Annotated in this window: 20 protein-coding genes, 4 tRNA genes and 1 riboswitch; of the genes, 9 read left to right on the top strand and 15 right to left on the bottom strand. The window is 39.4% G+C overall.

Going from position 1 to position 19,716, the window contains the following annotated elements:
- Positions 1 to 132: 132 nt before the first annotated feature.
- The 4 genes from fabD (at position 133) to lysM (ending at position 2,835) form a co-directional block, all read left to right on the top strand.
- Complete coding sequence (gene fabD, locus KNQ97_RS14125) at positions 133 to 1,119, top strand: ACP S-malonyltransferase (protein WP_001274818.1); 987 nt, start codon at positions 133 to 135, stop codon at positions 1,117 to 1,119.
- Positions 1,116 to 1,850, top strand: a complete 735-nt coding sequence (fabG, locus tag KNQ97_RS14120; RefSeq protein ID WP_000191300.1) for a 3-oxoacyl-ACP reductase FabG — start codon at positions 1,116 to 1,118, stop codon at positions 1,848 to 1,850. The genes fabD and fabG overlap by 4 nt, the downstream gene beginning before the upstream one ends.
- A gap of 84 nt (positions 1,851 to 1,934) precedes the next feature.
- A complete protein-coding gene (gene acpP, locus KNQ97_RS14115) occupies positions 1,935 to 2,171 on the top strand; it encodes an acyl carrier protein (RefSeq protein ID WP_001279871.1) in 237 nt (78 codons plus the stop codon).
- A 190-nt stretch (positions 2,172 to 2,361) separates the two neighbouring features.
- Positions 2,362 to 2,835, top strand: a complete 474-nt coding sequence (gene lysM, locus KNQ97_RS14110; RefSeq protein WP_000522216.1) for a peptidoglycan-binding protein LysM — start codon at positions 2,362 to 2,364, stop codon at positions 2,833 to 2,835.
- Between the two features lie 45 nt (positions 2,836 to 2,880).
- Here the strand turns inward: lysM and KNQ97_RS14105 are convergent, their stop codons facing one another.
- Positions 2,881 to 3,648 carry a hydroxymethylpyrimidine/phosphomethylpyrimidine kinase gene (locus KNQ97_RS14105; protein ID WP_001247938.1) on the bottom strand — a complete coding sequence of 256 codons (768 nt, stop codon included), beginning with the start codon at positions 3,646 to 3,648 and terminating at the stop codon, positions 2,881 to 2,883.
- Between the two features lie 97 nt (positions 3,649 to 3,745).
- Between KNQ97_RS14105 and KNQ97_RS14100 the strand changes: the two genes are divergently transcribed.
- A complete protein-coding gene (locus tag KNQ97_RS14100; RefSeq protein ID WP_000985172.1) occupies positions 3,746 to 4,420 on the top strand; it encodes an HAD-IA family hydrolase in 675 nt (224 codons plus the stop codon).
- A gap of 65 nt (positions 4,421 to 4,485) precedes the next feature.
- Here KNQ97_RS14100 and ribB read toward each other — a convergent pair whose 3' ends face one another.
- Complete coding sequence (gene ribB, locus KNQ97_RS14095) at positions 4,486 to 5,145, bottom strand: 3,4-dihydroxy-2-butanone-4-phosphate synthase (RefSeq protein ID WP_000096537.1); 660 nt, start codon at positions 5,143 to 5,145, stop codon at positions 4,486 to 4,488.
- Positions 5,146 to 5,235: 90 nt separating this feature from the next.
- Positions 5,236 to 5,386: riboswitch (FMN riboswitch) on the bottom strand.
- A 176-nt stretch (positions 5,387 to 5,562) separates the two neighbouring features.
- Here ribB and KNQ97_RS14090 point away from each other — a divergent pair.
- Both KNQ97_RS14090 and KNQ97_RS14085 read left to right on the top strand, forming a co-directional pair.
- Complete coding sequence (locus tag KNQ97_RS14090) at positions 5,563 to 7,344, top strand: DUF2157 domain-containing protein (RefSeq protein ID WP_253612375.1); 1,782 nt, start codon at positions 5,563 to 5,565, stop codon at positions 7,342 to 7,344.
- On the top strand, positions 7,344 to 7,898 hold the full coding sequence (locus tag KNQ97_RS14085; RefSeq protein WP_253612374.1) for a GDYXXLXY domain-containing protein: 555 nt from the start codon (positions 7,344 to 7,346) through the stop codon (positions 7,896 to 7,898). The genes KNQ97_RS14090 and KNQ97_RS14085 overlap by 1 nt, the downstream gene beginning before the upstream one ends.
- Before the next feature lie 55 nt (positions 7,899 to 7,953).
- Here KNQ97_RS14085 and panD read toward each other — a convergent pair whose 3' ends face one another.
- The 11 genes from panD to KNQ97_RS14030 all read right to left on the bottom strand — a co-directional run bounded on the left by panD (position 7,954) and on the right by KNQ97_RS14030 (position 14,032).
- Positions 7,954 to 8,334: an aspartate 1-decarboxylase gene (gene panD / locus KNQ97_RS14080; RefSeq protein WP_000952664.1), complete on the bottom strand. Its 381-nt coding sequence runs from the start codon at positions 8,332 to 8,334 to the stop codon at positions 7,954 to 7,956.
- Between the two features lie 131 nt (positions 8,335 to 8,465).
- On the bottom strand, positions 8,466 to 9,047 hold the full coding sequence (gene pth / locus KNQ97_RS14075) for an aminoacyl-tRNA hydrolase (protein WP_000065594.1): 582 nt from the start codon (positions 9,045 to 9,047) through the stop codon (positions 8,466 to 8,468).
- Positions 9,048 to 9,067: 20 nt separating this feature from the next.
- On the bottom strand, positions 9,068 to 9,364 hold the full coding sequence (rplY, locus tag KNQ97_RS14070; protein ID WP_001273421.1) for a 50S ribosomal protein L25: 297 nt from the start codon (positions 9,362 to 9,364) through the stop codon (positions 9,068 to 9,070).
- A 99-nt stretch (positions 9,365 to 9,463) separates the two neighbouring features.
- The gene (locus KNQ97_RS14065; protein ID WP_001133287.1) at positions 9,464 to 10,414 is read right to left on the bottom strand and encodes a ribose-phosphate pyrophosphokinase; all 951 of its coding nucleotides are present in this window, start codon (positions 10,412 to 10,414) and stop codon (positions 9,464 to 9,466) included.
- A 36-nt stretch (positions 10,415 to 10,450) separates the two neighbouring features.
- Positions 10,451 to 10,525 (bottom strand) — tRNA-Gln (locus KNQ97_RS14060).
- Between the two features lie 91 nt (positions 10,526 to 10,616).
- Positions 10,617 to 10,691 (bottom strand) — tRNA-Gln (locus KNQ97_RS14055).
- A 21-nt stretch (positions 10,692 to 10,712) separates the two neighbouring features.
- Positions 10,713 to 10,787: transfer RNA gene (locus tag KNQ97_RS14050), tRNA-Gln, on the bottom strand.
- A 27-nt stretch (positions 10,788 to 10,814) separates the two neighbouring features.
- Positions 10,815 to 10,889: transfer RNA gene (locus KNQ97_RS14045), tRNA-Gln, on the bottom strand.
- Positions 10,888 to 11,721 (bottom strand): 4-(cytidine 5'-diphospho)-2-C-methyl-D-erythritol kinase, encoded by an 834-nt coding sequence (gene ispE, locus KNQ97_RS14040; protein WP_047479951.1) that lies wholly within the window; start codon positions 11,719 to 11,721, stop codon positions 10,888 to 10,890. Before ispE ends, KNQ97_RS14045 begins: the two co-directional genes overlap by 2 nt.
- An 18-nt stretch (positions 11,722 to 11,739) precedes the next feature.
- Complete coding sequence (gene lolB, locus KNQ97_RS14035; RefSeq protein ID WP_000039823.1) at positions 11,740 to 12,318, bottom strand: lipoprotein insertase outer membrane protein LolB; 579 nt, start codon at positions 12,316 to 12,318, stop codon at positions 11,740 to 11,742.
- Between the two features lie 4 nt (positions 12,319 to 12,322).
- On the bottom strand, positions 12,323 to 14,032 hold the full coding sequence (locus KNQ97_RS14030; protein WP_001088484.1) for a tetratricopeptide repeat protein: 1,710 nt from the start codon (positions 14,030 to 14,032) through the stop codon (positions 12,323 to 12,325).
- Between the two features lie 88 nt (positions 14,033 to 14,120).
- Between KNQ97_RS14030 and hemA the strand changes: the two genes are divergently transcribed.
- Positions 14,121 to 15,404, top strand: coding sequence for a glutamyl-tRNA reductase (gene hemA / locus KNQ97_RS14025; protein ID WP_024432865.1), 1,284 nt, complete (start codon positions 14,121 to 14,123; stop codon positions 15,402 to 15,404).
- On the opposite strand, the gene KNQ97_RS14020 is transcribed toward hemA, so the two are convergent.
- Positions 15,401 to 17,266 (bottom strand): DNA primase, encoded by a 1,866-nt coding sequence (locus tag KNQ97_RS14020; RefSeq protein ID WP_001007229.1) that lies wholly within the window; start codon positions 17,264 to 17,266, stop codon positions 15,401 to 15,403. The two genes, hemA and KNQ97_RS14020, sit on opposite strands and share 4 nt — an antisense overlap.
- A 158-nt stretch (positions 17,267 to 17,424) precedes the next feature.
- On the bottom strand, positions 17,425 to 18,582 hold the full coding sequence (locus KNQ97_RS14015) for an outer membrane protein assembly factor BamD (RefSeq protein ID WP_000056811.1): 1,158 nt from the start codon (positions 18,580 to 18,582) through the stop codon (positions 17,425 to 17,427).
- Between the two features lie 71 nt (positions 18,583 to 18,653).
- Here KNQ97_RS14015 and rluD point away from each other — a divergent pair, with 71 nt between their 5' ends.
- Positions 18,654 to 19,706: a 23S rRNA pseudouridine(1911/1915/1917) synthase RluD gene (gene rluD / locus KNQ97_RS14010; protein ID WP_000199621.1), complete on the top strand. Its 1,053-nt coding sequence runs from the start codon at positions 18,654 to 18,656 to the stop codon at positions 19,704 to 19,706.
- Positions 19,707 to 19,716 lie beyond the last annotated feature (10 nt).

Here is a 19,716-nt window from a genome sequence, read left to right as displayed (position 1 = left end):
GTGATGCTTAAGTATAGAAAAAATGGGAGCGAAAGCTCCCTTTTTTTGTTGTTTTTCGCAATTATAAATATACAAATTAAATGTTAAATTTCCGCTCCAGAGAAATGAGTGAAAACCCAAAAAGGATTTCTTATGTCTGCTAAACGTCTTGAACAAGTAGCTTTAGCCACAAAAACTGCATTTGTGTTTCCAGGTCAAGGTTCACAAAAAGTTGGTATGCTCGCTGAACTCGCAGAACAGTTTAGTGGAGTTGGGCAAACTTTTGCCGAAGCTTCAGACGCGCTAGGATTTGATCTTTGGCACATTGCACAAAGTGGTGAAGGTTTAGACCAAACAGAAAATACCCAGCCTGTATTATTAACTGCCAGTATTGCTTTATGGCGTTTATGGTTAGATTTAGGTGGTTTAGCCCCTAAATACCTTGCAGGTCACTCTTTAGGTGAATACAGCGCTTTAGTTGCAGCAGGTTCAATGAGTTTGGCGGATGCAGTTAAGTTAGTTAATTTGCGTGGAAAACTCATGCAAAATGCTGTTCCTCAAGGGGAAGGCGCTATGGCTGCTATTCTTGGTTTAGCTGATGATAAAGTAGTTGAATTGTGCCAGAGCGTGTCTGCATCAGGCCAAGGTTCAGTTGAAGCAGCAAACTATAATTCACAAGGTCAAGTTGTGATTGCTGGTAGTACCGCATCTGTACAGCAAGTTATGGCATTGGCAAAAGAACAATCTGCTAAAGCAATTGCTTTACCGGTTTCTGTTCCATCACATTGTTCATTGATGAAGCCGGCAGCAGAAAAATTTGCAGAAGCTTTGGAACAAACTGCCATTGAGCTACCTACCATTCCTGTAATACAAAATGTCAACGCGGGAATTGCTACCGATGTTGCTCAATTACGTCAGGCTTTAACAGCACAATTGTACCAGTCTGTACAATGGACACGTACCATGCAGTCTCTACAAGACCAAGGTATTCAGTACATTGTTGAGTGTGGCCCAGGTACAGTATTGAGTAATCTCGCAAAGCGTTTACCAAATATTGAAAAAGCTTTTTCTATTGATAGTAAGAGCAAAATGGAAGATGCCCTAAATGCTGTTTTAGTGGCAGAAGGAAAAATTGCATGACACAAGAACGCAAAGTTGCATTAGTAACGGGCGCGAGTCGGGGCATTGGCGCTGCAATTGCCCAGCAACTTATTCAAGACGGTTATTTTGTCGTAGGTACTGCGACTTCTGAATCTGGTGCACAAAAGCTAACTGATAGCTTTGGTGAACAAGGTGCAGGTTTGGCTCTCGATGTGCGTAATCTCGATGAGATTGAAGCAGTCGTGTCTCATATTGAACAGAACTATGGTCCTGTACTTGTTCTCGTTAACAATGCAGGTATTACGAAAGACAATTTGTTGCTTCGTATGTCGGAAGATGATTGGGATGACATCCTCAATATCCACCTTAAAGCCGTTTATCGTTTATCTAAACGTGTGCTTAAGGGTATGACGAAAGCACGTTTTGGTCGCATTATTAATATCAGTTCTGTTGTAGCTCACTTTGCAAACCCAGGCCAAGCGAACTATTCTGCTGCTAAAGCAGGTATTGAAGCATTTAGCCGTAGTCTTGCAAAAGAGATGGGTAGCCGCCAAATCACTGTAAACAGTGTGGCACCAGGTTTTATTGCAACAGAAATGACAGATGCACTTAGTGAAGACATTCGCAAAAAAATGAGTGATCAAGTGGCTTTAAATCGCTTAGGCGAGCCACAAGATATCGCAAATGCGGTGAGTTTCCTTGCAAGTGATAAAGCAGGTTACATTACCGGTACGGTATTACATGTAAATGGTGGTTTATACATGGCCTAACGCCGATGTATAAACTTTTAAAAATTTTTATATTCAATTAAACTAGTGGCAAATCAAACGCCACAAGCAATGAGGAGAATTCCTGTGAGCGATATCGAACAACGCGTTAAACAAGCGGTTGCAGAACAACTTGGTCTTAAAGCTGAAGAGATTAAAAACGAAGCATCTTTCATGGATGACTTGGGTGCTGACTCTTTAGATTTAGTTGAACTTGTTATGTCTTTCGAAAATGACTTCGACATCACTATCCCTGATGAAGATTCAAACGAAATCACTACAGTTCAATCTGCAATTGACTATGTAACTAAAAAACTTGGTTAATTCGCATATTGCTGATTAAAAAAGAAGGCCACCGTAAGGTGGCTTTTTTTATACGAGTAAGATAATTGATAGAGATACATATTTTTACAAGATCAACCTCAATTGATAGCAGAGGTATCTCTTTTTTCAAGTATAACAATAAGGGTCAGTTTAATGACTTTACTATAAACAATAATATGAGGACTAAATAATGGGTCTTTTTGATTTTGTAAAAGGTATTGGTAAGAAAAATACCGCACCAGCAGAACCACAAGCAGCTCCAGCAACACCAGCAGAACCTTCTGCACAAGAAATTGCGAATAAATTATTGGGATTGATTAAAAGCTTAGGCCTTGGGGTGGAAGGCTTATCTGTAACATATAATGGCTCAACTGACACTGCTATTATTAAAGGACAAGTCCAAAGCCAAGCAGATAAAGAAAAAATCATTCTTATTGTGGGTAATGTAGATCATGTGGCACAAGTAGATGACCAGATGACTGTTGCAACTCCTGAGCCAGAAAGCAAATTTTATACAGTGAAATCTGGTGATAATCTTTCAAAAATTGCTAAAGAGTTTTATGGTGATGCCAATCAATATCAAAAAATCTTTGAAGCGAATAAACCAATGCTGAAAGATCCAGATGAGATTTTTCCAGGACAAGTTTTACGTATTCCTCAATAATAGGAATATAAAAAAGGCGCTTAAAGCGCCTTTTTTATTTATTGGTTAAAACCGTTTTGGAATCTTTTGTCCATTGAGTACAGGTGTTTCAGCATTTTTTAACACACCAAATAACCATGTTTCTGCATGTTGAACTGCAATTTTTAAAGAGTCACCTAGAGCTAAACGACCTGCAATAAAACTCGCTAATGAACAACCTGAGCCATGATATTCACCTTCAAGGCGCGGACATGTACTACTTGCTGCAAGCTCGCCATCAATATATAAACTATTTTTAATAAAGTCAGGTGTGTCTTCATGTCCACCTTTCACCAATACGGCCTTGGCACCCATTTCAAATAACTTTTGGGTTGCTTGATCTAAGTCGGTAACGCCTGTTAAAGCGCGCAATTCAACTGTATTTGGAGTAATGAGTGTCGCTAGAGGAATAAGCTCCACAAATGCTTTAACTAAAGTTGCTTGGTCTCCTAACGAACCGCCACTGTTTGCAACTAAAACAGGATCAAGTACATATTGATAGTCAGGATGAGCACGTAAAAATTCGGCTAGAGCCGCAATATTGTCGGTAGTGCCTAGCATGCCAGACTTAACACATTTAATGGGTAAATCGCCTACAACAGCATTTGCTTGGGCTAATAATAGTTCTTTTGAGGTTGCTTCAAAGCCAAATACTTGTTGAGAATTCTGAATGGTGAGGGCTGTACATGCAATTGCTGCATGTGCACCACTTTGTCCAATCGCTTCAATATCGGCTTGTAAACCTGCACCACCTGAAGGGTCTAAACCCGAGAAACAAAGTACGGTTGGACGCACGGTTATTTCCTTTTCAATTTAAATTTACGTTAGTATAAGAGAGTTTAATTAAACTCTCGACCAATTGAATTAAATACTTTACTGGGTTAGTGATTGAATGGCTATAAAACATATTTTGATTGATTTAGATGGAACCTTAACAGACCCTAAAGTTGGTATCCATACATCAATTCGTTATGCAATGGATAAGTTAGGTTATCCATTAGCTGCCGATTTAAATATTGATTGGACGATTGGCCCACCTTTAAAAGCGTCATTAGCAAAATTATTAGCTACTCAAGATGATGCACTAGCTGAGCAAGCTTTGCTTGCTTACCGTGAGCGTTTCTCGGTGATTGGTTTATTTGAAAATGAAGTATACCCATCTGTTGCGGAAACACTTAAGGCCTTAAAAGCAGAAGGGTATCGTTTGTTCGTTGCTACTGCTAAACCAACGATTTATGCAAAACGAATTTTAGATCATTTTGATTTAAGCCAATATTTTGTACAAATTTACGGTAGTGAATTAACGGGTGAACGGACCAATAAAGCTGAGCTTATCCATTATATTCTTGAACGTGAGCAATTAAACCCAGAAGAATGCTTGATGGTGGGTGATCGTCAATATGATGTTTTAGGCGCCCGTCATAATGGTATTGAAGCGGTAGCTGTGACTTATGGTTATGGGACACCAGAAGAACTTACTCAAGCACAACCTAAAGCAAAGATTACAAAATTTTCTGAACTTTTAGATTATGTTGAAGAACAGGCCGCACAAAAGAAAGTTTCTTAAATTTCAAGAATTATAATTTAGAGGTTTGACCTGCAAGTGAACAAGTCAAACCTTTTTATTTATTTTTAAATACCGTGTTGTTGACGATATTGTACAAGCTCTTCAATTGTAATCACGGTTAAATGATGAGTTTGAGCATATGCTAAAACTTGAATTCCTGATGCCATTGTCCCATCCGGATTGGTTAATTCACATAATACTCCAGCAGGTTTTAAACCAGCTAATCTTGCTAGATCAATAGTCCCCTCCGTATGACCTCGACGGGTAAGCACGCCACCATTACGTGCGCGTAATGGGAAAACATGGCCTGGACGGTTAAGATCACTTGCAACAGCACCATCTTTAATAGCCGTTTTAATCGTTGTTACACGGTCTTTAGCAGAAACGCCAGTGGTAACGCCTTGAGCAGCTTCAATAGTCACTGTAAATGCAGTATGAAACTGACTTGAGTTTTGAGAAACCATTGGTGGAAGTTCAAGATGATCAGCTAACTCTTCAGTAAGGCATAAACATACGATACCTGAGCCATCACGAATCATACGTGCCATGGTCTCAACAGTTAGGGTTTCTGCTGCAACAATTAAATCTGCTTCATTTTCACGATCGAAGTCATCCATCACCAAGACAGGTTTGCCTTGACGGATATCTTCTAATGCTTGTTGGATGCGTTGCTCAGCAGGAGAGAGGGCTGAGAAAAAAAGTTCTGGTTGAATTAAACTAGACATAATGAAACGCTCTCGTAAGAATACGGTTGAACATTTCAGGACTGATGCAAAAACAGGCTGGTACTGAAATAAAACGGATTTGTTCCAGTTCGTCGTCTTCTTTCATCCGGACTATACCGTCGGCTTTGGAGTTTCACCAAATCTGCTCAAATTACATAATTTAAGCTCGTGGGCTTGTTAATTTAACAATAAAAATTAACTTTACCACCGGTGGGGAATTACACCCCGCCCTGAAGCGATGGGTTTTATTATAGCGCGCTTGGCAAAATTGGCTAGATGCTTTTGTAGAATGCTAAGTCTCTTTATGAATAAGTATTTTCATAAATTGAAATAGGCTTTTTAACAAGAGCTTACTTGTTGAGCTTAAAAGTGAATGTTATGTTTTTTCTAGAAAATTATAAATAAAACAGGTGTTTCATGCAGATAAGAGATTATTATCCTTTTAGGAATACTTTATTTATTCAGCATCTCCATATTTTCAGTTATGTATTTATGGCGCTCAGTATTCTGTACTTAATTGCTGCTAATTGGTTGATGCTTCCAGATAGCATTCAACTCATTATTCCACCTGTTATATTACTTATGACAGCTTGGGTGAGTATCAAAAAGACTTTAAGTGAGGGAGTAAGGCAAACTTTACATGGCATCTGCGGCTTAATGGTCGGTTTGAGTTTGGCTGTAATTGGGCAAGTTTATCAAACCGGTGCAGACAGTTATTTACTTTTCTTGATTTGGACTTTGCTTTTATTGCCGTGGCTATATCGACCAAATATTGGAATCTTTGCTTTAATTTGTATTACAAGCCAACTCACCCTATTTTTATTTTTTAAACAGACTTTCTGGGCAGAAAAATTTCCCTATCTTTATCTTTTTGCTCTAAATTTATTAAGTCTTGTGCAATTTTGGATCTGTCAAAAGAAATATACGGCTTTACGTTTTATTTTTATTGCTTGGTTTGCTGTTATTTCAATAACAGGAATGATTCAATTCCTATCAAGTGAAAATTTACCTTATCTGATCTCGGCTTTTTTTCTAGGAATCATCGCTTTTTATTATTTTTTTAATAAAGATGATCAGTTGTGTGCCAGTTTAATGGCTGCTGTTCTTGGTGTGACGGCTACCATATGGCTTGTGGATGGTATTAATCAACTATTTAAAGATTCTAATGAGTTCATCTTTTTATTGATCGCGGGGATTATTTTTACTTGGTTTGCACTCATTAGTTATTTCTTAATCAAGATTTTCCGTCAAAGCCGTTTTTATATCATTCCTTTGGCAATTGGTGCTTGGCTTGCTGGTCTAGCGCTTGCAGCATTTACTTTGGTGTTTTGGGAGACTATTTCCTTAATTATTGGAATCATCTTTGTTGCTGTAGCTATAACTTTACTAACAAAATCGCAAAGTTATTTCATCCGGCAGTTTGCATATTGTTTATTTGTGAGTGGACAGACTGCTTTTTTATTCCATCTTGGTTCTGAAACAGATCAAATTTTATGGATATTGATTGCCCAGATCTTTATTTTATGTATTAGTTATTTTCTTAAGCCTCACTGGTTCTTTATTTTAATTCAAATGCTTGCAACTTATGGTATAGCAGTAATCTATCTACTACAAATGGATCATTCATTATGGTCCTTAAACTCTACTCAGACTTATTTAAATTTAGTCTTACTTAACTATTTGGTTTTTAGCTCGGTACTACTGATAGGAAGTAAAGCGGTCGTATCATATAAGCGGAGTATCTTCTTATGTACGCTCGTTGTAATTTGGGTGAGTTCATTCTTTGATACCTTTATAGGATTAGCATTTGTTGATTCGGCTGATCAGTCACTATGGTTGCTTTATGCATTGCCGTGCGTATGGTTATTATGCTTTAGTTTTTTCTATCTCTATCGGCAACTTCACGGTATAACTTTTTTTGCCTTTTTAGTTTTTGGCATATTACTTATTGCACTCGGCTATTTTGAAGTATTCATCTTATTTGTTATTTTGACATGGGCTTTAAAAAATAAAGATCGCATTGTTTATGGTGTTACGCTCGTAGTATTTGCCTTTGTGCTTTGGCAACTTTATTACAGTTTACAATTAAGTTTTTTAGCTAAAAGTGCATCAATCTTGGTGTCGGGCATTATATTGCTGGCTCTATATGGGCTACTTATGAAAGAAGCTAAAATTAATTGTATTGAGGGAGAAAAGTAATGAAAAAGTATTTCTCTCTTATGCTTGCAATAGTCACTGTATTATTTTTTGCAGGTTTAGTGATGAAAAATGAATGGCACCTGCATCAGAGTAAAAGTATTTTTATTAAGCTGAAACCAGTTGATCCTCGTTCTATTCTACAAGGAGACTACATGGCGCTGGCTTATGAATTAAATTTACAATCTCTCAAAGCTTTGACAGAAAGTGAAGCTTTAGATCAGGTGATTTTTAATCATGCTTCTGTTCCAGCAAAAGTTATTTTAGATTCACGAAATCGAGTAATCCGTACTATTTTAGACCCTAACTCTTTATCTAATGAGCAGAATTTAATTTTAAAAAATCCGGACAATCACTATCAATCTTTGTACCCAGCTTCTCGCAGTTTCTTATTTGCCGAAGGCTTAGCTCATTGCTATGAGAAAGCGAAATATGCTGAATTTAAGGTAAATGCAAAAGGAGAGGCGATTTTATTTGATTTACGTGGAGAAGAGCTACAGCCTCTAAATTGTAAGCAGCAACAGAGCTGGTGGAAGGGAACTGCCAGAAGTTTATAAAGTCTTATAAAAAAAGCCCGTATTTACGGGCTTTTTATTATTTTTAAATCTTTAATTAGGCAACTTGCACAGGAATACAGTTCGCTGTGTGATTGACTGTGTTATCTGGGTTCGCATATACCAAGCGTGGTTTATGGGCATTTGCTTCAGCTTCTGTGAAATCACCAAAAGTAGCAATAATAACTAAATCGCCCACATCTGCTTGGTGAGCAGCGCCACCATTTACTGAAATAATGCCAGAGTTATCTTCACCACGAATTGCGTAAGTTGTGAAGCGCTTGCCATTAGTTACGTTCCAAACGTGGATTTCTTCGTATTCACGAATACCAGCTAAGTCCATCAATACGCCATCAATTGCACAAGAACCTTCATAGTGAAGTTCAGCATGGGTTACAACTGCACGGTGAATTTTGCATTTTAATAAACGAGATAGCATGGCTAGCGTCTCCTGAGTAGATCTAAGATGAAGATCTTATGGTGAAATCTTTCGCCTTTGCCGCCGGCTAGGTGGCTGATGCGCATTTTGCTCCTAAAAAAGCAAGATAGCAAGCTTGATTGTTCAACAATTTAAGCTGGTTTATACGCATTAATTTGATTCATGGCCTGTGGTACTTGCCCTTGAACAAGTAACTTTACTTTAGAGAGAGCATGATCAATTGCTCCATCCATCAGGCTTTGTTCACTACTTGGTGCTTTCCCGAGCACATGTCCAGAAACTCTTTCTTTTGAGCCGGGATGTCCAATACCAATACGTAAACGATGAAAATTTGGGCCAATATGCGGGACAATATCACGTAAACCGTTATGACCGCCGTGTCCACCGCCTGTTTTGAGGCGAATTACACCAGGGTTCATATCAAGTTCATCATGAGCAATCAGAATTGCTTCAGGAGCAATTTGATAGAACTTTGAGAAAGGAACAACACTTTGTCCGGAACGATTCATATAAGTCATAGGTAGAAGTAAGCGAACATCGTGCCCTTCTATATTACCACGACCACTGATTCCGTGAAATTTTGGATCATTTTTTAATGTAATGCCATATTTATCTGCAAGCTGTTCGACGAACCAGAAACCTGCATTATGGCGGGTTTGGGCATATTCTGAACCAGGATTGCCCAAACCAACAATTAGCGAAATATTTGACACTAATCTACGCCTTTAAACACTTATGCGCGTTTGAAGTCAGCGTGCATAGGAGTGTTTTTAGCTGGGTGACGTTGTAACGCTTGGATTTTAACGTTTTCAACTTTGTCACCTACTTTGATTTCAACAACTTCTTCAAAGAAAGCGTTGCTTTCTAAAGCTTTTACAAGCTCACGAAGTTCTAAAGTAACTGCTACAGGCTCAGCGTTACCACCGTAGATGATAGCTGGAACTAAAGATTCGCGACGAAGGCGGCGGCTCGCACCTTTCCCTTGTTTGTCTTCAGCACGCGCTTGAGCGTTTAATACGAAGTTTGCCATGAGATAAATCCTCATTAAAGATTAAATAAACTAAACTTGCGACCAGTTTAGTGATAGAAAACCCCAGCCAAAGCTAGGGTTAAGAAAAAAGCTGCAATATTATAAACTATCGAACATCGCGCTGATAGACTCTTCGTTATTAATACGACGAATCGTTTCAGCAACCATGCTAGCAACAGAAACTTGGCGAATTTTGCCTAAGTTTAATGCTTCTTCAGAAAGAGGAATTGTGTCAGTTACAACTAACTCATCAATAACAGAGTTACGTAAGTTCTCAATTGCTTTGCCTGAAAGTACAGGGTGAGTTGCGTAAGCAACAACACGACGTGCACCGAATTGTTTAAGCGCATCAGCTGCTTTACACAATGTACCAGCTGTATCAACCATGTCGTCTACGATAACGCAATCACGATCTTTTACGTCACCAATCAAGTGCATAACTTGCGACTCGTTGGCTTTTTGACGACGTTTGTCGATGATTGCTAAATCGATATCACCCATCTGTTTAGCAACGGCACGAGCACGTACAACACCGCCAACGTCAGGAGAAACCACCATAAGGTTGTCATGTTGTTGTTGACGTAAGTCAGCAAGCAAAGCAGGAGTACCGTAGATGTTGTCGACTGGAATATCGAAGAAGCCCTGGATTTGGTCAGCATGTAAGTCAATCATTACGACACGGTCAATACCAACAGTGGTAAGCATGTCTGCAACAACTTTCGCTGTGATCGGCACACGTGCAGAACGTGGACGACGGTCTTGGCGAGCATAACCAAAATAAGGGATAACAGCAGTAATACGACCAGCACTTGCACGACGCAAAGCATCTGCCATAACCAAGATTTCCATAAGGTTGTCATTGGTTGGAGCACAAGTAGGCTGAACGATAAATACGTCTTTACCACGAACATTTTCAGTAATTTCTACTGAAATTTCACCATCAGAGAACTGACCGACTGATGCAGCACCTAGAGGGATATGTAAGTGACTTACGACTTTTTGAGCGAACTGTGGATGAGCATTTCCACTAAAAACGACAAGATTGGGCATGAAGCACCCTTGGCGGTTGGTATGTAATGAAGTAGATGGCAGGGGCGGCTGGATTCGAACCAACGGATGGCGGGATCAAAACCCGCTGCCTTACCACTTGGCGACGCCCCTAATGCGGCAGAACTTTAATATTTTTGCAATGCAATGTCAAGGTTAATCAACAAAAAGCAAGGCAATTAAGTCTGTCTTTTAAATAAGAGAATGGCAGGGGCGGCTGGATTCGAACCAACGGATGGCGGGATCAAAACCCGCTGCCTTACCACTTGGCGACGCCCCTAAATTCGATGCTGTATTAAGATGGCAGGGGCGGCTGGATTCGAACCAACGGATGGCGGGATCAAAACCCGCTGCCTTACCACTTGGCGACGCCCCTAATACAATCATCATTACAGGTGGAAAATGGCAGGGGCGGCTGGATTCGAACCAACGGATGGCGGGATCAAAACCCGCTGCCTTACCACTTGGCGACGCCCCTAACTTGTAACTTTAAAATGACGTAAAGGAGATTCTTTTAAACTATGTACCAAGTAAGCTTTACATGGTGCATGTTTAAGAATGTCATCAACATTCATTTCATCGGTTACCTCAGCAAAAACACAAGCACCTGTACCTGTAAGCTTTGCATGACCAAATTGGTCGAGATATTGCATTGCTTCTTCAACTTCAGGGTATAACTCTCTAGCCAAAGGCTCAAAGTTATTTCCGAAATTAGAAGGTTCTAACTGATAGGCGCAAAATGTAGTGGGCTTAGAATCTCTTGTCAATGTTTTTTGTGAAAAAAGCAGTTGAGTGCTGATAAAACAATCAGGTTTTAAAACAATGAATTGTTTTTGATCTAAGTCTATGAATGATAAATGTTCACCAATCCCTTCAGCCCATGCATTTAACCCATAAATAAAAATTGGAACATCGGCACCAAGCTTGACACCGAACTGAGCTAATTGTTCTTCAGTTAGACCACATTGCCATAATTGATTTAAGACAATAAGCGTCGTTGCTGCATTGGAAGAACCGCCACCTAAACCAGCACCCATCGGAATATTTTTTTCAATTTTTATATGGAGTCCGCAAGGATTTTGAGCGTGAGGGCGTAATATCTGTGCCGCCCGATAAATCAGATTTTGCTCAAGTTGAACCTCACCTAAACCTTCAATCTGAATCTCATCTTCAGATATAGGCGTAAATGTCATCCAGTCATATAAATCAATAAGTTGGAAAATGGTTTGTAGTTCATGGTAACCATTTTCACGACGTCCTGTGATATGCAAAAACAGGTTGAGCTTAGCTGGAGAAGGTACTCGAATCATAGATTTATATAATAAGGATTAGCGGTTTTGGATCACCATTGTAATACGGTTTTCTTTATCTTCAGCAAGAGCCTGCTTTAAAACCAGTTTATTTGGTAGAGTTTGTTCACCATCATAACTAAAATTAACTGTCCAGCCATCTTCGATGAGTTGGCTCACACGATTTGCATTATCTTTACTAATTTGAGCACTTAAAGTTGCAGGTTTCGCTAAAATCCAACTGGTTAAATGAGTAATTGGTGCTTGCCAGCCAGTTGCACGCTCTAAAAGTTCTTCAGGAGATGCAGCCGTAATCAGTCCAGTTTTAGCACTGTTTAGAGTAACTTCACCAGGTTTACCCTGAATTTGTGTTTTTCCAACACCTAAAATACCGCTTAATTCGATATCGAAATTGTCTTGCTGTTGAATCCATGTAAAGAATGCACTACCAGTTTGTTGGGGGGTACGTACTCCAATTTTACCTTGTAAATTGAAGTGTTTTTCGTCTTGTACTTGGTGGGTAACTGCAGCTTTAGGTTGAGTAAAATGCTGACAACCGGTTAAAAATAAAACACTTGATCCACAGATCGCTGTGCACAGTTGGGCAAGTTTGCTCATAAATTTAACTCTTTTTTGCAGATGTAGGTAAAATTAACGCATCAAGTTGTTGTAATTGTGGATCATTTGCGTGCTTTTGTTTCAGTTGTTGTAACACGGCACTGAACTGAGTTAATGATCCTTGCATATAAAGTGCCTTAGCGTAACGAATGCCAATATTTATGTTATGACTTAGTTCATATGCTTTGCCTAAAGCTTCCGCAGCCGCTTCATAATCATTTTGTAAAAATGCGATATAGCCTAGCGTATCCAGAATAGAAGCTTGTTCTGGGGCATATTCTAAAGCCTGTTCAGCATATTGACGTGCTTCCTTAAGCCTACGATTTTGCAAAGCTAATGTATAAGCATAGGCGTTTAGATACGTTGGGCTATTGGGTTCTAACTGCAATAATTGTTTGAGTGTTTTATCGAGTTTATCGCGGTCAGTATAAGGGTCTAATAATAAAACTTCTGCATAGATGAGCTCCGGATCATCTGGTAAGTTTTTGATCGCTTCATCTAATAAATTTAATGCAGCTTTTTTATTGCCCATCTTCTTTAAAATTTCAGCTTGAGCTTGGTAAAGAAAGCTTGCATGCTGAGGATAATTGACTCGCTCTTGGGTTAAAAAGCGTAAAGCGTCGTGTAAGTTTTCTTGTTTATCATAGATTGCAATGAGATTGCGTCTTGAAACAATATACAAACTACCATCGACTAAACGGTAGTAAGCTTTAGCAGTTTCATAATGTTGTTTTCTTTCAGCATTAATCGCTAAGTAGTAATACGCCTCATTTTGATATTTTGCAGAGTTGCGTAAATCAACCAGATATTGTTCTGCTTTGTCATATTGCTTAAGGTCAATACTGGTTAAACCAGCAATAAACAAAGCCTCTTCAGCATGAGGATTGCTTTCAATAATTTTCTCTAATTTTTCAAGAGCAAGCTGGGGTTGATTAATCTGGATGAGGTAACGTACTTCGGCTAGGCGAATGTCTAGGTTTTTCTTATATTTACGGCTTGATTTTGCATACCATTTTAAAGCACCTTCCTGATCACTGAGTGCGATTAGTAAATTGGCTTTCATTAAGATAAAGCTTGTCACTTTAGGGCGACGTCGTAGTGCGCGATTGATGGTACTTAAGGCAGGTTCTAACTGACCATTTTGTGCTTCTAGGTTGGCAATAAGCGCTAAGATGGATGGGTTGTCTTTCTCTGCACTAGAACGTAAAGCGGTTAATAAAACTTCTCGATCCTGTGCATTTTCAGGTGCAATGCTTGCCAAAATTTGTTCAAGATCGGCAGTTGGATCTATTTTTAAAATTTTATCTAAAGTCTCGGCAGCAAGCTGATATTCATGTGTTTTTAGCGCAATATGCGATAAATAAAATAGAGCAGGGACATCTTTAGGCTCTTGAACAACCCAATGTGTTGCAATATTTAATGCAGCTTGTAAGTCGTTATATTCAAGTGCAACGTCTAATGCACGCTGTTTAATTGTTGTTGAGTTGCTTTTTATCGCAAGCACTGTGTAATTGTGCAGTGCTGTGGGAATATCGTCATAAGCTAAGGCAAATTCAGCGACCATACTCTGCTGTAAAGCCTGATCAAATGAATGCACGGCATAGGTCTCTTGCACTGGACGTGCATAGACATATGAGGACATGCTACCTAACAATAAGAATGTGGTAGAATACTGTCTTATCGAAGCACCGTTAAAATTAATACGGCTATTCATTTGACGCAATTTTTATTGATCCAAAGTAATGCTTTTTATGACACCGATGTTGCACAATAGCATAAATTTAGCGAAATGATGATCTGATATGTCTTTCTTTGCATTGGGTGTCAACCATCAAACAGCTTCTGTAGAACTCCGCGAGCAAATTGCTTTCAATGCAGAGCGATTAAGTAATTTGCTTGCCGAACAACGTCATCACGAGTCTTTAAAAGACTTAGTGGTTGTCTCAACATGTAACCGTACAGAAGTCTACGCCATGGCGGAAGATGCCGAAAGCCTTCTGAAATGGTTAGCTGATGCCAATAATATTGATGTAAAGCAGTTAATTCATCATGTTTATCGTTACGAAAATGCTCAAGCCATCACACATTTAATGCGTGTAGCAAGTGGTTTGGACTCACTCATGTTGGGCGAACCGCAAATTTTAGGGCAGGTGAAAAGTGCTCTAGCATTGGCTAAAGAAGCGCAAACAGTTTCTCCAGAATTAAATAGTGTATTTGAGTACGCTTTTTACGCCGCTAAACGTGTGCGCTCTGAAACAGCTGTAGGTAGTCATGCCGTTTCAATGGGTTATGCAGTTGCGCAGCTCGCTTTACAGGTTTTTAGTAAACCTGAAAAACTAACGGTTATGGTGGTTGCTGCTGGCGAAATGAATAGCCTTGTTGCCAAGCATTTAGCTGAAATGGGCGTTGCCAAGATAATTGTTTGTAATCGTAGCCGTGAACGCGCCGATCAATTGGCCCAAGAAATTGCACATCAAGTTGAAGTTGAGATTATTGATTTTTCAGATTTGGCTGAGAATCTATATCGTGCCGATGTTGTTTCAAGTTGTACGGGTAGTTTGCATCAGGTTATTGCTTATGCAGATGTCAAAACTGCATTAAAAAAACGCCGTTATCAGCAAATGTTAATGGTCGATTTAGCTGTACCGCGTGATATTGACCCTAAAGTAGAGTCGCTTGATGGAGTGTATTTATACGGTGTAGATGATCTACAAAGTGTGATCGATGAAAACTTGGCTCAACGTCGTCAAGCGGCTGTTGAAGCTGAGGTGATGGTTAATCAGCTAGCTACCCAGCTAATTACGCATCAAAAAGTCAAAGAGGCGGGCAGTACAATTCATGCTTACCGCCAACATAGTGAAGAAATTAGTCAGCGAGAGCTTACCCATGCATTAGAGGCTCTGCATCATGGTGGAAATCCTGAGCAAGTGTTGCAGCAATTTGCCCATCGTTTGACGCAAAAACTAATACATCCGACCTCTATGTTGTTGCGTGAAGCTGCAAAAGCAGAGAGCCCAGACTATTTTGAATGGTTACAGCAGCATTTACAGGATGTATTTGATCATGAGCGAAAACCCAAACGTTAAGAAAGAAGTCTTAAGCTAATCTGTTTGGTAAGTTCATTGAGTTGTTGTCTTAAGTTTCTTGACTCAACTAATGAGATTTTAGATTTTAGTTTTTGACGTAAATATCTTTCTTGTAAGCCTAAAGCATATTCTTTTGCGAGTTTATCTGCTACTTCCGGTGCTTGAGTTAAGGCTTGAATGTTGGTCCTTTGCATAATATCTGCAATTTCATGGCAATAACTGCTACAAGCACCTAAAACATAATAGGTAGCTAGTTCTTGGTCATCAGGCAATTCGTCAAATATACGGTTTAAAATTGCTAATATTTTAGCCAACAACTCATCTTGCGGAATATAAGCCCGTAATCCTTCAAAATGAATATAAAGAAACGGATGGTGCATCAAAATTGCAATTGCAAAGTCTTCATCTTTCGTTTGAATATTAAAAGATAGGGATGCATCGTGGCTAATTTGTGGAGTGAAGCGCTTACCTAAGCCTAATTTTTCACGGAAAGATTGGGTTAGTAGATAGCGAAAAGACCCTTGTTTTGGTAATAACTCGGTCAATTCTCTTAATTCGCCCATAACAAGACTTTTACCTTCGGGCGTACTAATGTCATGTTGCCCAGTAAGATGAGCAAAAACAAAGTCAGAAAGTAAAGGAGCTTGCTGTAGAAGCTTCTGGAAGTTTTCCACTCCTTCACGGCGGATTAAAGAGTCAGGGTCATGGTCATTTGGCAATACAAAGAATTTGAGCTCACGACCATCATTGAGTAAGGGTAATGCAATTTCTAAAGTTCGGCGTGCGGCCTTTTGACCTGCAGCATCACCGTCAAAAGCAATCGTAATCCGGTTATTTTGTTTAAATAAGATATTAAGGTGTTCGGTATTACTTGCCGTTCCTAAAGTCGCAACTGCACCAGTAATGCCATATTGCTGTAAAGCAATGACATCCATATAACCTTCGACCATTAACCAGTCATTTGCTTTTAATTTTCGGCCTTCATATAGCCCATACAGTAATTGATTTTTATGGAATACTTCCGAATCGGGCGAGTTGATGTATTTAGGCTTAATTTCATCATTGAGCGCACGACCACCAAAGCCAACTACACGGCCTTTAGGGTCCCGAATTGGAAAAATAACACGATCACGTAAAAGGTCAAAGTCACGACCACTGTCGCTTGAACGGATGAGACCAAGCTGCTTTAAGCCCTCAATATCATAAGGGAAAGCTTTTTCTAGATGTTGCCAGTCTTCAGGAGCATAACCTAAACGCCAGAACTGAATAGTCTGGTCACTTAAACCGCGTTGCTTAAAGTAATTTTTAGCTTTTTGACTAGTCGGTAATTGATGTTCATAAAACTGGGCAACATTTTCTAGAAGGTCATATAAATTACCTTCTTGTACTGGCTCATCAAAGCTAAATGGCTGTTCAAACTGGGCAAAGGGATCATCAAAATATACGGGTTCAAACGTATTGTACTGATCTTCTATAGGTGCTTGAGTAGTCGGTTCAGCAACCGTTTTGGGCGGTGTTGATGGTTTTGTAACTTGGCGTGTATAAGACAGTTTTTTATTATCAGTATTATCTTTTGGTAATTCGACTCCCGTATTACTCGATAATTCCTTCATCACATCAATAAAGTTTCGGTTATCAATGTCCATTAGGAAGCGAATAGCATTTCCGTTCGCCTGACAGCCAAAGCAGTGATAATACTGTTTATCGCGGTAAACATGGAAAGAAGGCGTTTTCTCTTGATGAAAAGGGCAACAACCAGAATAAGTTCGTCCGGTTTTTTTCAGTTTCACACGTTGACCAATCAGATCGACAATATCTGTGCGATCTAAGATCTGATCAATCGTATGCTGTGGAATTGCCATAATTCAGATAACCGTGTTTAAACTAATGATGCGATAGGTCAGATTATTCTGACATGATGAATCGAGATATGCCCGATAAATATTTTACTATTTTATAAAAACAAACAGGCAAGTGATATTACTTGCCTGTTTGTTGGTTATTTTTAAGCTTTTATTGCTTATTGAGCAGCGTCATCTGCTTCGTTATCTGCTGGTGAGGCACTCGGTGCTTCACTCGAAGATGTTGCTGGTGCAATTGTTGTGCCTTCTGCTGCTTTTGGCTCAGGTTTATCTAGTAAACCGAAGCTTAAGCGATTAGTCCAACTACGTTCACTTTTTGGTGCTTCAACAGGTGTGTTAGTTGTTTCTTCCGCTTCTTCTTTACCTGAGTTGCCAATTAAACCAAAGCTTACGCGGTTTAGTAGACTACGTTTTGGTTCAGCTTCAGAAGAAGTAGTCGTATCTGGTGTTACAGACTTAGATTCACGACCAAGAATACCTAAGGTTGCACGGTTGATCCAGTTACCTTCTTTACGTGCAGCACGCATGTTGACAGTGCCATTTTTATTGACAAGGCTCGGATAATTAAGTTTTAAAACTTCGATGTATTGTTGTGAAGTTGCCTTATCACCTAATTGGTCATAGCTATATGCCAAAGTTGCTAAAGCTTCTGGTACTTGAGGTGTTTGTGGGTAGTGTTCAATCACCCATTGTGAACGTTCAGCTGCGGCAATCCATGCTTTACGTTTAACGTTAAAACGCGCTGCATTCATTTCACTTTCAGCAAGCTCTTGCCCAATAAACTTCATACGCTGTGCTGCATCGACAGAATACTGGCTACTTGGGAAGCGACGAATAAGATCAACAAAGTTTTGATATGCAACTTTTAAATAACTCACATCACGGTGAGATTGTTGCAAAGAGGTGTAACGCAACAAGCTATCGTAGTTCATCTCCATATTAGATACGCCACGTACGTAGTAAGCATAATCTACATTTGGATGCTGAGGATTTAAACGAATAAAACGTTCTGCGAGTGCAATCGCACCTTCATAATCTTTTTGCTTAAATTTTGAATAGAGAAGTTCAAGTTGTGCTTGTTGTGCGTATTGTCCAGTTGGATAATAAGTATCAATCGCTTCTAAAGATTTGGTAGCGTCAAGATATTGACCACGATCAAGAGCTTTTTGAGCCTTGTCAAAATATGCTTGCTCACTAGATTGAGGGCCAGTATCGACCACTTCTTTTTTACTTGGATTGCTGCTACAGCCCACAAATGCAGACGCTACACCTAAAGATAAGGCAAGCATCGTAATTTTATAACGTGGTAGCGACATAAAAACTCCTCTGTTATGTTGGGCAATGAGCTACAATTGCGCTATTAAACCACTTTTATCTAAATGATCAAATGACTTCAGCACAATCTTCAAACACAAACTTCTCTGAAACAGACTTCAATTTACTAGAAGATTCTGAGGATGCAGATAACCATACTTCTGATACAACTGCAACACGTTTATCGTTGCAAGTTCAGTTAGATGAAAGCTACTTAGGGCAACGTATCGACCAAGTGGCAGCCATGGTGTGGAGTGAGTTTTCACGTGAAAAACTTAAACAATGGATGAAAGAAGGTCATCTGTTGGTAAATGGTAACATTGTCAAACCTAAATATCGTTGCGAAGGCAATGAAACGCTAACTTTAAATGTTGAGCTTGAAGCACAGACCAACAGTCAACCAGAAAATATTCCACTCGATATTGTTTACGAAGATGAAGATATTTTAGTCATTAATAAACCGGTAGGTATGGTGGTTCATCCTGGCGCAGGTAATACCTCGGGTACTTTGGTCAATGCTTTGCTTTACCATTCACCTAAGTCAGCCGAGCTTTCACGTGCTGGTCTAGTACATCGTATTGATAAAGATACCAGTGGTTTACTAGTTGTTGCTAAAAATCTCGAAGCACAATTTTCTTTGAGTAAACAATTGGGAGATAAATCTGTTTATCGTATTTATGACTTAGTCACTTATGGCAATATTATTGCAGGTGGCACAATCGATGAGCCGATTAAAAGACATCCGGTTGACCGTGTAAAAATGGCAATTTTGCCGGGTGGGCGTGATGCTGTAACGCACTATAACGTGAAAGAGCGTTTTAGAGACTTTACCCGTGTACAAGCGCAACTTGAGACTGGCCGTACCCACCAGATTCGCGTTCACTTTAGTTATATTGGACATGGTTTGGTTGGTGACCAAGTTTATATGAACCGTGTACGTATTCCGGCAGGGGCATCTGAGTTACTCATCGAAACTTTACGCGGTTTTAAACGCCAAGCACTTCATGCTGCTAAATTGGGATTAAAACACCCTCGTACTGGTGAAGAAATGTTATTCGAAGCACCATGGCCTGAAGATTTTACGCAGTTGGTTAATGTTTTACGTACAGAAAACGCTGCATATTAAGGACTGGTAT

It is taken from the genome of Acinetobacter sp. UC24323, assembly GCF_024151445.1.
Classification (GTDB): domain Bacteria; phylum Pseudomonadota; class Gammaproteobacteria; order Pseudomonadales; family Moraxellaceae; genus Acinetobacter; species Acinetobacter baumannii.
Note: the sequence above shows the minus strand (reverse complement) of the source record. Positions and strands in the feature narration are given on the sequence as shown.